At 34.1% G+C, this 15,054-nt stretch carries 9 protein-coding genes; 3 read left to right on the top strand and 6 right to left on the bottom strand.

Going from position 1 to position 15,054, the window contains the following annotated elements; genetic code table 11:
* The first annotated feature begins 69 nt into the window (after nucleotides 1–69).
* Nucleotides 70–1,140, top strand: coding sequence for a DUF4421 domain-containing protein (locus MY04_RS04420; RefSeq protein WP_066206901.1), 1,071 nt, complete (start codon nucleotides 70–72; stop codon nucleotides 1,138–1,140).
* 178 nt (nucleotides 1,141–1,318) lie between these two features.
* Here MY04_RS04420 and MY04_RS04415 read toward each other — a convergent pair whose 3' ends face one another.
* A complete protein-coding gene (locus MY04_RS04415) occupies nucleotides 1,319–4,057 on the bottom strand; it encodes a 4-alpha-glucanotransferase (protein ID WP_066206898.1) in 2,739 nt (912 codons plus the stop codon).
* 422 nt (nucleotides 4,058–4,479) lie between these two features.
* Here MY04_RS04415 and MY04_RS04410 point away from each other — a divergent pair, with 422 nt between their 5' ends.
* Together MY04_RS04410 and MY04_RS04405 are read left to right on the top strand one after the other, a co-directional pair.
* Complete coding sequence (locus MY04_RS04410; RefSeq protein ID WP_066206895.1) at nucleotides 4,480–5,172, top strand: hypothetical protein; 693 nt, start codon at nucleotides 4,480–4,482, stop codon at nucleotides 5,170–5,172.
* Between the two features lie 6 nt (nucleotides 5,173–5,178).
* Nucleotides 5,179–5,706 (top strand): YceI family protein, encoded by a 528-nt coding sequence (locus tag MY04_RS04405; protein WP_066206892.1) that lies wholly within the window; start codon nucleotides 5,179–5,181, stop codon nucleotides 5,704–5,706.
* A gap of 81 nt (nucleotides 5,707–5,787) precedes the next feature.
* On the opposite strand, the gene MY04_RS04400 is transcribed toward MY04_RS04405, so the two are convergent.
* From MY04_RS04400 to MY04_RS04380, 5 genes are all read right to left on the bottom strand, one after another.
* Complete coding sequence (locus MY04_RS04400; protein WP_066206890.1) at nucleotides 5,788–7,305, bottom strand: T9SS type A sorting domain-containing protein; 1,518 nt, start codon at nucleotides 7,303–7,305, stop codon at nucleotides 5,788–5,790.
* Nucleotides 7,306–7,711: 406 nt separating this feature from the next.
* Entirely contained in the window at nucleotides 7,712–10,243 is a 2,532-nt protein-coding gene (locus MY04_RS04395; RefSeq protein WP_084005766.1) for a copper-transporting P-type ATPase, read from the bottom strand.
* Between the two features lie 113 nt (nucleotides 10,244–10,356).
* On the bottom strand, nucleotides 10,357–11,811 hold the full coding sequence (locus MY04_RS04390) for a PP2C family protein-serine/threonine phosphatase (protein ID WP_084005765.1): 1,455 nt from the start codon (nucleotides 11,809–11,811) through the stop codon (nucleotides 10,357–10,359).
* Between the two features lie 209 nt (nucleotides 11,812–12,020).
* Nucleotides 12,021–13,781, bottom strand: coding sequence for an efflux RND transporter periplasmic adaptor subunit (locus MY04_RS04385; protein ID WP_066206883.1), 1,761 nt, complete (start codon nucleotides 13,779–13,781; stop codon nucleotides 12,021–12,023).
* A 26-nt stretch (nucleotides 13,782–13,807) separates the two neighbouring features.
* Nucleotides 13,808–15,052 (bottom strand): TolC family protein, encoded by a 1,245-nt coding sequence (locus tag MY04_RS04380; protein WP_066206882.1) that lies wholly within the window; start codon nucleotides 15,050–15,052, stop codon nucleotides 13,808–13,810.
* Nucleotides 15,053–15,054: the final 2 nt, after the last annotated feature.

Genomic DNA, 15,054 nt, shown 5'->3' with positions numbered 1-15,054 from the left:
TAAAATAATCCGTCAAATTCAGACCATTTTATTTTATCTTTAAGATAAGCTTTTAAACTATTCTACACAGTGAAGAATTACACACCCTATTTTATATTTATTTTTTTCTTAGTAAGTTTTGCCGCAAATGCACAAAAGAAAACCTACTATCACGATTCTACTTATTACAAATCTTACAATGATTACCTTCATCTAAGACTATATACAGTCTACAAATTCAATAACCTTATAGTAAATGCTCAGAATCCAGAAAGTGAACATCAACAATTAGTTTATGCCCCCAATGGTAATTTAAACTTAGGTTTTGGCTTCAATTATAAAGGACTTGGTATTAATTTCGGATTCAACTTCCCCTTCATTAATAATGATAATGGTACATTAGGAGAAACTAAAAAGCTTGACATGAGATCCTATATGTATGGTAGACGTTATGCCATAGATTTTGGTTTACAATTCTACAAAGGTTTCTTTCTTCGAGAGTACAATGATATTAACCCTCCTGGAACTCCTAACCCCCCTTCTGAAATACGAGGTGATATGAGAGTCAATACTTTGGGCATTACCGCTTTCAAAATTCAGAACTACGAAAAATTTTCATTCCGAGCTGCTTTTGCACAAACAGAGGTTCAAAAAAAATCTGCTGGTAGTTTAATTTATGGTCCTTATATTAATTTACTCTCGGTAAAAGCTGATTCTTCTTTGGTACCAGAACATATCCGAGATAAATTCCATTTAAAATCCAATGTAATAGAAGGGAATTATGGTAGTATGGGGCTGATTGGGGGGTATGCTCAGACGTTTGTTTTAGGTCAAAGACTATTTCTTACCGGGGCTGCTGCCGTTGGGTATGGAATTACCTATGGTAATTATCAATATGCTACTGATAAAGGGAATGTGAATGATACAGCTTGGAAAGGTGGAGCTAAATTAAATGGAAAGCTTTCCTTTGGTTATAATCATGGACGAACCTATGTAGGTACCTCCTATGTGATAGAAAGTTATAATATTACTACTTCATCAGATACAATCGCACTTTATTGGATGGGACAGTTTAGATTTAATATTGTTCGACGTTTTGATTGGGATGTTAAGTTTTTGGATTGGATTCTGGAAAAAAAACGTAATGTAACTGGCGGATAAGGTTGATAAAAAGAACATGCATATATACAAAAACAGCTTTACATTTGATATAACATCAAGTAAAGCTGTTTTTTTAATGTGCCCCGCGGGACGTTTCAGTGAAACGTCCGTACAGAACTATCATTGATATAATATTTTAGAAGTATGAGGCTTCTTAAATATTACTTATTATCTAAAACTAGTAAGCGGTATTTCTACCAGAAGCAGTAACTAAACCTTTCAGTTTATTGTTGAAGCTTTTTAGTTTCACTAACTCCTCGCAGCTTAAGTGCATTCTATATCTCCAGTAATGATGCTTAATTGCAGGCACGTTAATACGTTCTGCTTCTGCATCTTCTCTTCTTACTTCGCCATCAATAGCAAGTAAATCTTGAAGAGGGAAAATACACCAAATAGAATCCGCATATAAATGTTGCTGTAATACTTGCTCAGCAATCCAAGGCTCACAATCTTCAGGAGCCTCTCCCCAATTACCTAAGATTTCATTATAGAAACGTTGTGTATCACCTCTGTCTTCTTTCCACCAACCTCTTACAGTTGACATATCATGACTTGATGGTGATGCTACTGAATCGTAAGGATAATTTCCTGGGTGACCGAATGAAATCGATGGATCTTTAGGCATTCTTTGAATTTCCAAAGATAAGATCTCTAATTCTTTCATTACACCAGGAACACAATCAGGTACCATACCTAAATCCTCACCACAAATCAACATGTTTGTAGCTTCTTTGATCGCTGGAAGTTTCTCCATTGCTTGTCCAGCCCAAAGTTCTTCCTGACGTTTGAAGAAGTAATCTACATACAATTCATAGAAGTGGTATTGTTGTGCAGGAGTTAGTTCAGCAAATGTCCTTGATTTGTCCATAGTTACTCTTGGTGCGTAATGCATACCATCTTCGTAACCTAAAGCAGGAATCAATAACACTTCGTTATGAAGGCTATACAAACCATCTCTTACTCTTTCTAAACGCTCTTTATCAGCTCCTTTTTTGGCCATTAAGCCGTCAAAGTGTTTTTGTAACTTCAATTGAGAATCGAATGCTGCTTTGAAATTATAAGCAGAATCCCATTTATGCTCTAAGAACTCACTTCTTACCCAATCTGTATCCTCACCAAACATTTCACCTAAGAAATGCTCTCTAATGTAAGGCTTACAGAATCTGTCGTGATTGAATGATACACCTCTGTTTTCCAACTCATTGATATGAAGTGGAAGTGCAGGTCTGAATTGACCTAATAAACCTTGAACAGAATCGATTGGAATCTCCCAGATTCTAAAGAATCCAAGGATGTGATCAATACGGAAAGTTTGGAAATACTGAGAAAGGTGAGTCATACGAGAAGTCCACCACGCATAACCGTCTTTTTTCATTGTATCCCAATCGTAAGTAGGGAATCCCCAGTTTTGACCATTTACAGCAAAATCATCTGGAGGAGCACCCGCCTGACCATTCATATTATATAAATGAGGAGCTGTCCAAGCATCTGCCGAGAAGCGGTAAATACCAATTGGAATATCTCCTTTAAGAACTACACCTTTAGATTGAGCATATTCAGAGGCCTCTAATAATTGAGCATGTAAGTGATATTGAACGAATACATAGAAGTTCACATCATCTTTCACTTTTGATTTTGCATCAAATAACTTTGCTACTTTTTTGGCATCGAATTTTGCAAAATCTTCAAATTTAGAGAAGTCTGGAGTTCTGTATTTATCTCTTAAATAACAGAATGCAGCATATGGCAACAACCATTCTTCTTGTTCTTTAATAAATGCTTTAACTTTAGCAGACTTAAAGAAAGAAGCTTTTTTCTCAGACCAGATTTCTTTTAAGAAGTCCATTTTAGCATCCATCACTGCTTCATAGTCTACAGTATCTAGTGCGTTTAATGTTTTCTTTAACTTCTTCAATTTGGTCATCTTCTTCTTGTCCTTAAGATCACCAATAGCCTCCAAGTTTACATACATTGGATGTAATGCATACACAGAAACTGAAGCATAAGGATAAGAATCTATCCAAGTATAAGTGGCCATTGTGTCGTTAACAGGAAGGATTTGTACCAAACGCATACCTGTTTCAACAGACCAATCAACAAGACCTTTAATATCTAAAAATTCACCAACACCTAATCCGTTTTCTGTTCTAAGTGAGAAAACAGGTAAAGCTACACCCATACCTTTCCAATTATGCTTATCATAAGTGAAACGGTGATCTGAGAACTTCACTGCGATAGAAGGGTCGTTTTCGTTAATGTCAAACATATGATCGAAACCACCTTCTAATTCAGGAGCTGCTTTTTTATCTTTAGTATTTACTAAAACATACTTATATTTTAGTTTGTGGTGGGATGCTTTAATAGGAGTTGTAATAGTCCAAAGTCTACGATCTGCATCGTATTGCATTGGCAACGCTTTTGCGATATCCCACTCTCCTAATTCTTTTGTTGAACCTACTACTTTTACCACATAATCTTGGTGAATACGAGGTACATTTACTTCAAAAGTATAGTTGGTATCTTTCGATGATTTTCTAGGTGCTTTAACTGTTGGAGCATTTGATTTAAATATTACATCAAATGCAGCTGTATCATAAGCATTTTCAATTTCATGATAAGGATTCCAAGCGTCAACTAGAACAACCTTTTTTAATTTTTTATTGATTTCTACTACTCTTGGGGCACCAGCTTCTTTATAAGTGATTCCGTTTCCTTCATCCACCAATAAATAATTGTACTCAAAAGATTTTGCTCTAGATTTTGATAAATCAATTTCAGCTATCCAAACACCCCCACCTAAGTGAGACATTTTTAAGGCATCAGTTTCTTTTCCTTTTCCCAAGACAGCAATTGAACCGGAAACAGCTAATTGTTGACCAAATTGGGTATCATAATGTATTTTGAAAGATACTTTCATCGAAGATAATGTTTTATATATTCTTTAGATCGGTCCTTGTATTTAAATCAAAAAAGGTACAGTCACCTTTTTCGCATAGCTAAAATAACATATTGTTTTAGGTTTATAAAGCACATTATTAAGGTATTTTTATATTTTTTTTTTGCAACGGTTTGCGTTACGGGATGCATGATTAAAATCACCAAATATTATCTGTAAAAAATACTCTTTTTCTAAATTATGATTGAATAGAAACGTTTAGGATTATCTATTGAAAAGAATTTAGTATTCTAATAAAACCATCTTCATATCGAAATAACTATCACATTTACCCATTTAATTTCTCTGTAGATACATATTTTAATAAAAAATTTAAATGTTATTGTAAGGAAATCAATTTATCTAAGACCAATAAATATTAAAAATCAACTTATCTTTTTATTATGAAAATTAAATTAGTTCTCTTATTCATCGCTTTATTCTCTTTAAATGTAATTGCTCAAGAAAGCGACAATGAAACATTACCATCAAAATATATATACTTGGATGGGTCAGTTCAAGTAGGAACAGATTTTATCGGTTCTTTGGCCTATGGTCATTCTTGGGGTTTAGGACAAAAGAAAAAATTTGTCATTGGTACGGGATTAAGATTTTCTGTTTTCCAAGGGTATAGCAATCAATCCAAAGACTTTTTCTCTGCTCCACCAGAGTATTATGGAAAAGAAGAAAAACAAGACACATTAAGCATTGTCTCTCCAAATCAGATGAATATTGCACTTTATATTTCTTTGAGTTACAGAATTAAAAGCAAATTTGAAGTGGGGATGAATATCGATGCTGTTGGTTATACTTTTGGTAGAGATCAAAATGCATTTTATACAGGTAACGGATCCACTCAAGCTACCACCGCTATATCTAATGGACCTTCTTTATTATTAGTTGCCGCCAACGATTATGGTATGTTAAGTTCTGAATTTTACGTACAATATCATATCAATACCAAGTGGTCTGCAAGACTAGGATTTGCACATACATTTACTGAATATTCAACACCAACAGAATTACAACCTGGTAATAAAAGGTTTAGAGGTGTAAGTGATGGAGTAATGATTGGTGCTCGTTATAACCTTAAATAATTGAACATGCTTAAACGATTATTTTTATTACTTACTGCTTATCTTTTCTCATTGAGTTTTTCGTATGCTCAAGTGATAGATTCTGGGTTATCTAAAGTAGATTTTGAGATAAGTAACTTTAGGGTGAATACCGTTGAAGGTTTCTTTAATGGAATGACAGGAGAAATTCAATTTGACGAAAATAATTTATCTGAATCCAAATTCAACGTTTGTATATCCTCATCAACAGTAAATACTGACAATGAGAAAAGAGACACACATTTAAAAAATGAAGATTTCTTTGAGATTGAAAAATATCCAGAGATTTGTTTTGTCTCCAATGAAATCAAAAAAAATGGTGATAAATACATTACCGTTGGTCAGTTAACCATGCATGGAGTTACCAAAGAAGTGAAGATCACCTTTACTAAAAATGGAAACACTTTTAATGGTGATTTAAAAATCAAAAGATTAGATTTTGATGTAGGAAAAGATACTGGAACCTTTACCGTTGGTAATGAAGTAAGTCTTCACATCAAATGTGTATTGAATTAGAATCAGATCAATTAATAAGATAAAAAAATGGCTGCCTCTTCATTGAGACAGCCATTTTTGTGATTATATATATGATATAGCCTATTCAACAAAAAACTTAAATGTTTTCTTTTGGCTACCATAGTTCAATTTCATCAAATATAAACCACTTGACAATTGATCATTTTCTAAATTAATTGTTTGGATGCTACCACCCTCTTCCAATGTAATATCCTTTGTCTGCATATGATTGCCTTGTATATCATAAATGCTGTAAGTTCCATCAATCTCTCCAAAAGGGTTTGAAGAGAGCAAACTTAAATAATCTCCATTTTTCAGGAATGTTGGAAATAACAACAAACTTTGATCATTGAAAGATGGATTATTTTTAATCTGAATTGGCCCATAATAGGTCACCGTTCCATCATAATCGTATTGTGCCAATCTAAAATATTCTCCATTAGGGTTGGAAATATATTGTTGATACTCGATTCTCACATTAGAGTTCCCTGCCGCATCTTGTGTTTCCTCCTCTATCCAAGAAGATTTATCATAAGATGATTCTATCGTGAAATGACTTGAATTTTCTTCATTGGCAGTTGCCCAACTTAAAAGAACACCTTCTTGCAAGCTAGAACCACTATAATACAATAAATGTATTGGTAAATCTGGAGGAGTAGTTGGGGTATATAAATCACTGTTGATGTCATCACAAAATAGTTTCATACTACAATCGTAATTGGCATCTGCCTTCACTCCTTTTGGATCACATTCATTATCACCCGCTTTTTCTTGATCGATGATTAATCCACCTTTGTCACTTGCAACAATATCCACTAAAAAGGATTTGTCACAATGGATATCAATTCCTTCGTGAATAACTAAATAACCTTCGATGGACCAAGTTGGATTATTTGCTGTAGAAGTATAGGAAACTTGCCCGACCACTTCTAAAATTCCAGATTGATCAACATCAATATTGGTGTTGTCCACAAATAAATCCCCGTTGAATTTTGCATAACCTGTTGAGTAAACATTTAAGTTCGATAAAGCACCATTATCAGCAAAATCGCCATAATCTGTAGCTTCGAAACGACCATAAACATTTAAATCCGATCCGATTGACTTAAAATTACCATCGACGTACAAATTACCATTTTCACAAATAGTAACTGTATTGCCTCCTCCAATTGTCATACTACCAGAAACAGTCAAGTTTCCACATACAGAAAGTGATGTAGCATTATTGTCTGTAACGAAATCGTTATTAACCACAACACTACCGCCTTCTAGTATTGAGATAGTAGACTTATTGTTTTCGATAAGATAATCTGCATCGATTACAGCATTAGCACCAAAAGTTAATTCTGAATCATTCGCTGTACTTGAAAATGAAAGTCCAGTATACGTTGATGCTAAATCGAAATTAATAGTAATGGAGTAACTACAACAATTAGTTGCAGTATTACCAAATTCAACAGTATCATCACTTAGAGGATAGCCTGTTGTACAATCTCCTGAAACACAAGTCCAATTCGATGGGTCTTGCCATTCTGCAAGGGAAGTTATGTTTAAATTACTGTTCGGTTCGTAAACACTCGCAGCAAAAGAATCAATCACTGTAAAAAATAGAAATGAGAGAGTGATTGTTAATTTGAGTTGAAAATTATTTATCATTATTAAGTCTAATGTAGTTACTTATCTATTGTGTAGCTAGTATTACAAATCAAGTAGATTGAATTGTTAACTCCTTAAAAATGAATACATATTCATCTCGTTTTAACTTTAATTAACTTAAAGTTGCGATTTTAGAACAAAAAAATAAAAGATCTAAGCAAAATTTTATCACTAAGATCTTTTAAGTAATGTATTTTGTTATTCAATTATTTATTCTCCTACAAAATGAAACAACTTATTCTAATCTGTTATTTGTAAATTCAAAAATGTATAAATTTATGTTTTCATAAAAAAGAGGTTATCCAGTAAATGACATAACCTCTCTCTTCCTTAATTATTATATTTATTACTATAACTTAGAACTTCTTAATCTTAAGGCATTAGTAATGACCGATACAGAACTAAAACTCATTGCCAAAGTCGCTAACATTGGAGATAATAAAATTCCAAAGAATGGGAATAACACTCCTGCTGCTATTGGCACCCCAAGCACATTGTAGAAAAACGCGAAAACTAAGTTCTCCTTTATATTTCTCATCACTTTATCACCCAATTTAAAGGCCTTTACTAAATTCGATATATCGCCTTTTAATAAAGTAACTTCTGCACTTTGGATAGCGATATCTGTGCCATCGCCCATAGCAATACCTATATTCGCTTGAGTTAATGCTGGAGCATCGTTGATACCATCTCCAGCCATTGCCACAGTGAATCCTTTTGCTTGATACTCTTTTACCTTTTCCAGTTTATCTTCAGGCATACATTCCGCTTGATATTCATCGACACCTACATGTTCAGCCACAAATTTTGCCGTTTGTTGATTATCGCCGGTTAACATCATGACCTTAATACCTCTTTTATGAAGATCGGCTACAGCTTTAATCGCTGTTGGTTTTACTGGGTCGATGAGTGATATAGCACCTTTAATTTGATCATCTTGAAGTAGATACACTACCGTTGCTCCTTTTGCCTGTTGCTTTTCAATTTCTTTAAACTGTTGATCGTTTAAAATACTCTTTGATAACAGTTTGTGATTACCTAATTGAATTTTATGATTATTGACAATAGCTTCTGAACCTTTACCTATCAAATATCTATAGTCGGATACTTCATATTGTGCATCAGAAAATTCTTTTGATGCTTTAACTATTGCCTTTGCCAATGGATGGTCTGAGTTTTTATCAAGTGCTGCGGCTGTTTTGATAATTTCTTCATCCTCCCAGTCAGAAAAACTGATTACTTGATGAACAGATGGCTTTCCTTCCGTTAAGGTTCCTGTTTTATCGATCATCAACATATCTACATCATTTAGCTGTTGTAGAGACTCAGCATCTTTTACTAAGATTCCATATTCAGCACCTTTTCCTGTACCCACCATGATAGACATTGGAGTAGCCAAACCTAAAGCACATGGACAAGCAATTAACAATACTGCAACAGCATTGACTAAAGCATAAACCGCTGCATTTTCTCCATTGTAGAAGAATAACCAAATCAAGAAAGTGAGAATGGATACGCTTACCACGATTGGTACAAAGTATTTTGCAATCTGATCGGCTACTTTTTGGATAGGTGCTCTTGAACGACTGGCGTCATTGACCATATCAATTACTTTGGAGAGTAAAGTTTCTCCACCTACTTTCTCTGCATTCATGATAAAGCTTCCGTTGGTATTGATCATACCACTACTCACTTTATCTCCTTCTTTCACTTCCTGAGGAATAGGTTCACCGGTAATCATGGAAGCATCTACAGTTCCATATCCTTCCAAGATAATACCATCTACAGCTACTTTTTCTCCTGGTTTTACTCTTACCTTATCTCCTTTTTCGATATGTTCAACAGCTACAACAAGGTCTTTATCATTTCTAATGACTGTTGCTGTTGGTGGTGCCCATTGTAATAAAGCTTTTAAAGCTGAATTGGTTTTTGAGTGTGCTCTTAATTCCATTAATTGACCCAACATGACCAGCAACAAGATGATACAAGTGGCTTCGAAATAAACATCAACTGCTCCGTTGGACTTAAATTGTTCTGGAAAAATAGTTGGAAAAAATAAGGCAAAAACACTAAAGACAAAAGCAACTACAGTTCCGATACCTATCAGTGTCCACATATTAAAATTCCTAGTGATAATGGATGAATAAGCTCTTTTCATGAAAATCCATCCTGTATAAAACACCATCGGAATGGTCAAAACAAACTGAATTCCATTCCAAGCTGTTTGGGACATCATACTTAACATTTGATGATGAATACTAGGAATAATATGACCCAACATAGCAATTAGTGCCACAGGAACAGTGAATAACAGACTTAATCTAAACCTGCGTTTCATGTCAGTATAGGCTTCATTTTCTTCCTCTTCAGAAGTTTCTGGCATAACCGGTTCTAGAGGCATTCCGCATTTTGGACAATCTCCTGGTTCATCACTTTCTACCTCGGGGTGCATCGGACAAGAATACTTTACTGCAGGTTTTGGCTCTGGAATTTTCTCCAATGGCATACCACAAACAGGACAGTCACCCATATCATCATATACCTTATCACCTTCGCACATCATTGGGCAATAATATTTACCCGCATTCTCTGCTGTTACTTTAGGTTTTTCGTATTCTATCTTAGGTATTTCGTGTGTAATCTTATGTGCATAATCTTTTGGATCAACATCTTTAGAGGAAAGTTGTTCTTTTACCTCATACCCTGCCTCTCCAATTATTTTATTTACACATTTTTGACAAGCACCTTCAGTAACTACTCTTAATATATGTCCATCTTTCACTTCCCATTCAATCACTCTTGGATCTGCATCTAAAAGTGGTTGAACTTTAGCTTCACACATTTTACAACCGAGGGAAGTGTCTAGTATTAGTTCTTTCATTATATATTGTGTTTATATATAACAAAGATACACTTGAAAATTATTAATCATCTACTTACATCACAAAAACGGAAATGGTTGGGCTAAAAAATCTAAATCAACATTTATAATAACTACAGCTTAATCCCCATAACTAATATATCATCAGTTTGTCTTTCCTTTCCCTTCCAGCTCATCAACTCCTCATAAAGTGTTTCTTTCTGTTTGATCATATCAATTAAGTATTGATCTTGAAGTAATTTCCTATACCTCTTTTTTAAATATTTTTTGAAATTTCTCCCTCCAAACTGATCCTGAAAACCATCAGATTGTATATATATCACATCTCCTTTTTGATATGGAATAACAGTTTGTTCAAATACTTTATCTAATAGAACATGGCCTCCAATAGAAAATTTCCCACCTCTAAATGTGTGAAATTCACCTTGGATAAAACCATATAAAGATTGCTTGGCTCCTGCAAAAGTGATTTCAGATAACTTATCATCTACTAAAACAATAGAAATATCCATTCCATCCTCTACAGAAGTTTGTCCTTTACTTGTCTGTCTTCTAATCTCTTGATCAAGATGCTCTAAAATCATTTTTGGTGATGTAATATTCATCACATTTACTACTTGATGTAGTAAATCGTTCGCCATTATCGTCATAAAAGCAGCAGGAACACCGTGACCTGTACAATCAATTATTGCCACAATTTTTTGATGTTCATTCAAGGCACTATACCAATAAAAATCCCCTCCTACAGTGTCTCTTGGCTCCCAAATAATAAATGCATCATTGAACGCTCGTTTAATGATTATTTCCGGCTCCATTAAACTCTTTTGAATTTTACTGGCATAATTGATACTGGAATTTAACTGACTATTTACTTTCTCTAATTTTTGAGAATGCTCATGTAACATTTCCCTTTGAGCCAAAATTTCATCCGTTTGTTGTGAAAGCTCTTCATAAGTCACAGCTAATTCATCATTTTGCTTTTTCAACTCATCTTTTGCCTCTTTCTGCCATTTTTCATAGGTAACAATTACAATTAAGTAATAACAAAGAATACCTAAGAACATGGTACCTGAAAATATAAAGTAATGTTCATTTGATATTTCATTCGGCAACTTTATTCCAAACAATTCAATGATAAATAAAAATGCAACAGAACTTATGGCAAATACAGACCAAATTATCCCTGAAAGTTTATTTGCATACCAATATGCAGATACGATTGTACATAATAACCATGCTATAATGGGTGAACTAACTCCTCCAGAAGTAATTGCTACCAACAGAAAACCTGACAAGGTTAAAAAGGAATAAGCATTACCTAAAAATAATGTGGATACTCTGAGTTTAAATAAAACCATTAGGATAACATGCATTAATAGAAAGTAAATACAAACCTTCACCCCAGTAGGATAATACATAACATACTTTGAGAAAAGCATGTAAATAAAAGATAGTAAAAAAGTAGTTTGTAACGTTGCTAAAAGAAAGTTTGCTTTTTTAATCGCTACCAAATCATGTTTATCTTTTGCAGATAACATCCATTGTGAGAATTTTGATATGAAGTTCATAGTGTGTTGAAAGTACAAATAGAAAGTTTGCCTTTTTAAAAGTCAGCTAAAAAAATGATTATCAATAAACAAAGACACATCACCCATTTCTGGAAGATGAAAAATATTACTACAGATTATAAATAAAGTTAAATGAACCTTCACAAACAAATAATTACAAAATTTCTTAGAATAATGACAATTATTTATTTGTAAAGGTTGAAATATTATTAGTTTAATTCCTCTTTCACTGCCCCACATTTTAACATCATATCTCCATAATATGGATTCCTCACTTCGTTGACATTCGATAACCAAGAAGCACCAAGGTCATCGTTGGCCATAGGGCAATACATTAAATAGGCTTTTTGATCTTTCGGTAAGCCCAATTTTGTAATCAAATTGATCATTTCTTTTGATACATCTACAAAGTGTCTTCTTTGAGTATCAATGTTATCTGCATTTGACATTTCGGTTAAACTACCTTTCAATGCTTTGGAAGTCATCATCCAATACATATGTGCATCGCCTTTTACGCCATTCATTTTTACACCTTCTAATGATTTTTCAAAATCATTAATTAATTCTGATGTTTTATGATCATCACTAGCCACTAATGCATCTTTTAGCATGATGTAGCTTTGAAAAGCTTTTTGAAGTTGAGTTCTAAACACTTCAGAAACCAAATCATCTCCAAATTTTTGATGCTTTTCCATTTTTGACATATCCATGTTCATATGCTCATTATCCATTCCTTTTTTAGGATTGATCATACTTGGCTTTCCTTTTAATTGAGCAGCAGCATCTACTGTATACGTTCCTTGAGTCACCACTTCCTCACCTTGTTTCAATCCTTCTTTGATGATATAGGCATTAGACAACTCTGTTCCCATAACCACTTCTCTCATTTCAAATGTCGGTTGATTTTCACCTTGCACTTTGACATAGACAATTGAACGTGGACCAGTCCATAATACAGCTGTTTTAGGTACGACAATTACATCTTCTTTCACCGGAAGTTTCGCCATCACTTTGCCTGTTACAAACATTTCAGGTTTTAACTTTCCTCCTTTATTGTATACACTACCTCTTACTGAAGCCACTCTTGTTTTAGGATTGATGAATGGATCAATAAAGTCTATTTTAGAACTGAAATTCTGACCTGGATAAGACGATACGGTAAAGGTGATTTTGTCGTTTGTTTTCAACCAAGCTAAATCACTTTCGTAAGCATCAAATTTTACCCAAAGGCGAGAAAGATCGGCCACATCATACATGACTTGTCCCTCCATAATATGATCTCCTTCGACGACATTCAGTTTTGTGATCACTCCAGAAATATCTGCTTTGATATCAAACTCTGTTCTTACTTTTCCGCTTCTATCAATCTCTTCTATTTGATGATCTGTCAATTTCCAAAGTCTTAGTTTTTCTATAGCAGAACGTAATAATTGAGGATTTCTATCTTTCACTTTTTTCGCTTCAAAATACTCTCTTTGCGCTGTAACCAATTGAGGGGAATATATAGTGGCTAATTTTTGTCCTTTACGAACTCTTTCACCAATATAATTCACAAAGCTTTTCTCAATTCTTCCTGAAAAGTGTGCCGTTTGAGAAAACGTTCTTCTCTCATCCACTGCTACTTTACCTTGCATTGTCAACACTTTCTCTGCTTCTTGTTTAGTGACTTGAGTTGTTTGAATGTTTGCCAATGCTACCGCAGAAGGTGATAATGAAATATGAGATAAATCCTGACCTTCATTTCCGGAAGATGCTGGTATTAAATCCATTCCACAAATTGGACAATCTCCTGGTTCTTGCTGTCTAATTTGAGGATGCATAGAACATGTCCACCACTGAGTTTCTTTCTCTGCATGTTGATGTTCCTCGTGTTTATGTGATGGTTCTCCAGCAAAGAATAACCAACCTGAAAACAGGCCTACAACAAACACTATTATTATTACGCTATATGATTGAATGTATTTTTTCATTTTAGTACTATTTAATTGGAAACAATCTACTCTTCTACTCCTTCAATAAAACTCAATTTGGCCAAGGCCTCCCACTGAGATTGTTCCGCTTTATGTTGTTTGAATTGATAATTAAGTCGCTGAATCTGTAATCTTAGTAATTCTAAGAACTCAGATCCTTGAGGTTTTGCCACTGTATACGCCTCTTGTTGAATATCTATGGCTTGGTCAATTTGTCCCAACTGACTTTGAATAACCTTTATATCTCTCTGTGCATCGTTTAATTGATTTTGCACTTTCAAGTATTCTGACTTTAAGACATTTTCAGTCTCCTGCTTTTTAAGCGAAATGGTTTGTTGTTGCATTCTCAACTGTTCTTTTTGTCCAGAATATTTTTTCTGATTAAACAGAGGAATGGATAAACCTACCATAGGCATCACTGTATTTTTACCAGCATCTTCTGCTGACATTCCGGAAGGCTGACCTAAAATTCCATAATCAACACTCACTTTAATTTGAGGAGCCGCCGCTTTATTTACAGTCACCATCTGTGCTCCAACTACTTGTTCTGAAGCAGCAAGTGATTGTAAAGTCGGATTCTCTTCTAAGTGTGCATTATCAAATGATTTGAATTGAAATTGCTCAACTAATTGAACATCAGATATTGGTTTATTGATGACCAAGTCCAATTGTTGTTTGAGTACTAAACTGTCTTGCATCAAACTTTCAATCTTATTGTTGGCATCTTCCATCTCCATTTGCACTCTCAAGACATCCACCATAGAACCCTTACTGTTTTCGTATTGTGTTAAAGCGATGTTCTCAAATGATTTCAGAATATCTAAATTTTCTCTTGCAGAGGATAAGTCCTTTTTGTTCTGAATCATTTTAAAATAAGTTGCTCGCACAGAATATCTGATATTATTTTCTGCAATCTTCTTTTGATTCTGAGCCAATGTCACTTTCTGATCCACCACTTGATACTTTGTCGATCGAGTACCAAACCAAGGCAACATGATCCCTGCCGAAATTTTATGATTTAAAGGCCCATTTCTTGTTTCAATAGGAGAAACTCCATAACCATACATCACTTCTAAATTTCCAGACCCCTGTCCTTTAATCATTTCTTTCTCTGCAGCAACTGCTTGAATATTCTGAGATTGAGATTGTACTCCATAGTTATTTTCAATGGCTGTTTGAATATAACTATCTAAAAATTGATTCTGTGCATTTACTTGAAAGGCAGTCAACAACAGAATACTAACTATATATTTTTTGATGATACTTTTCATGA

The sequence above is a fragment of the Flammeovirga sp. MY04 genome (assembly GCF_001682195.2).
Taxonomy (GTDB): Bacteria; Bacteroidota; Bacteroidia; order Cytophagales; family Flammeovirgaceae; genus Flammeovirga; species Flammeovirga yaeyamensis.
This window is presented reverse-complemented; position numbering and strand designations above follow the sequence as displayed.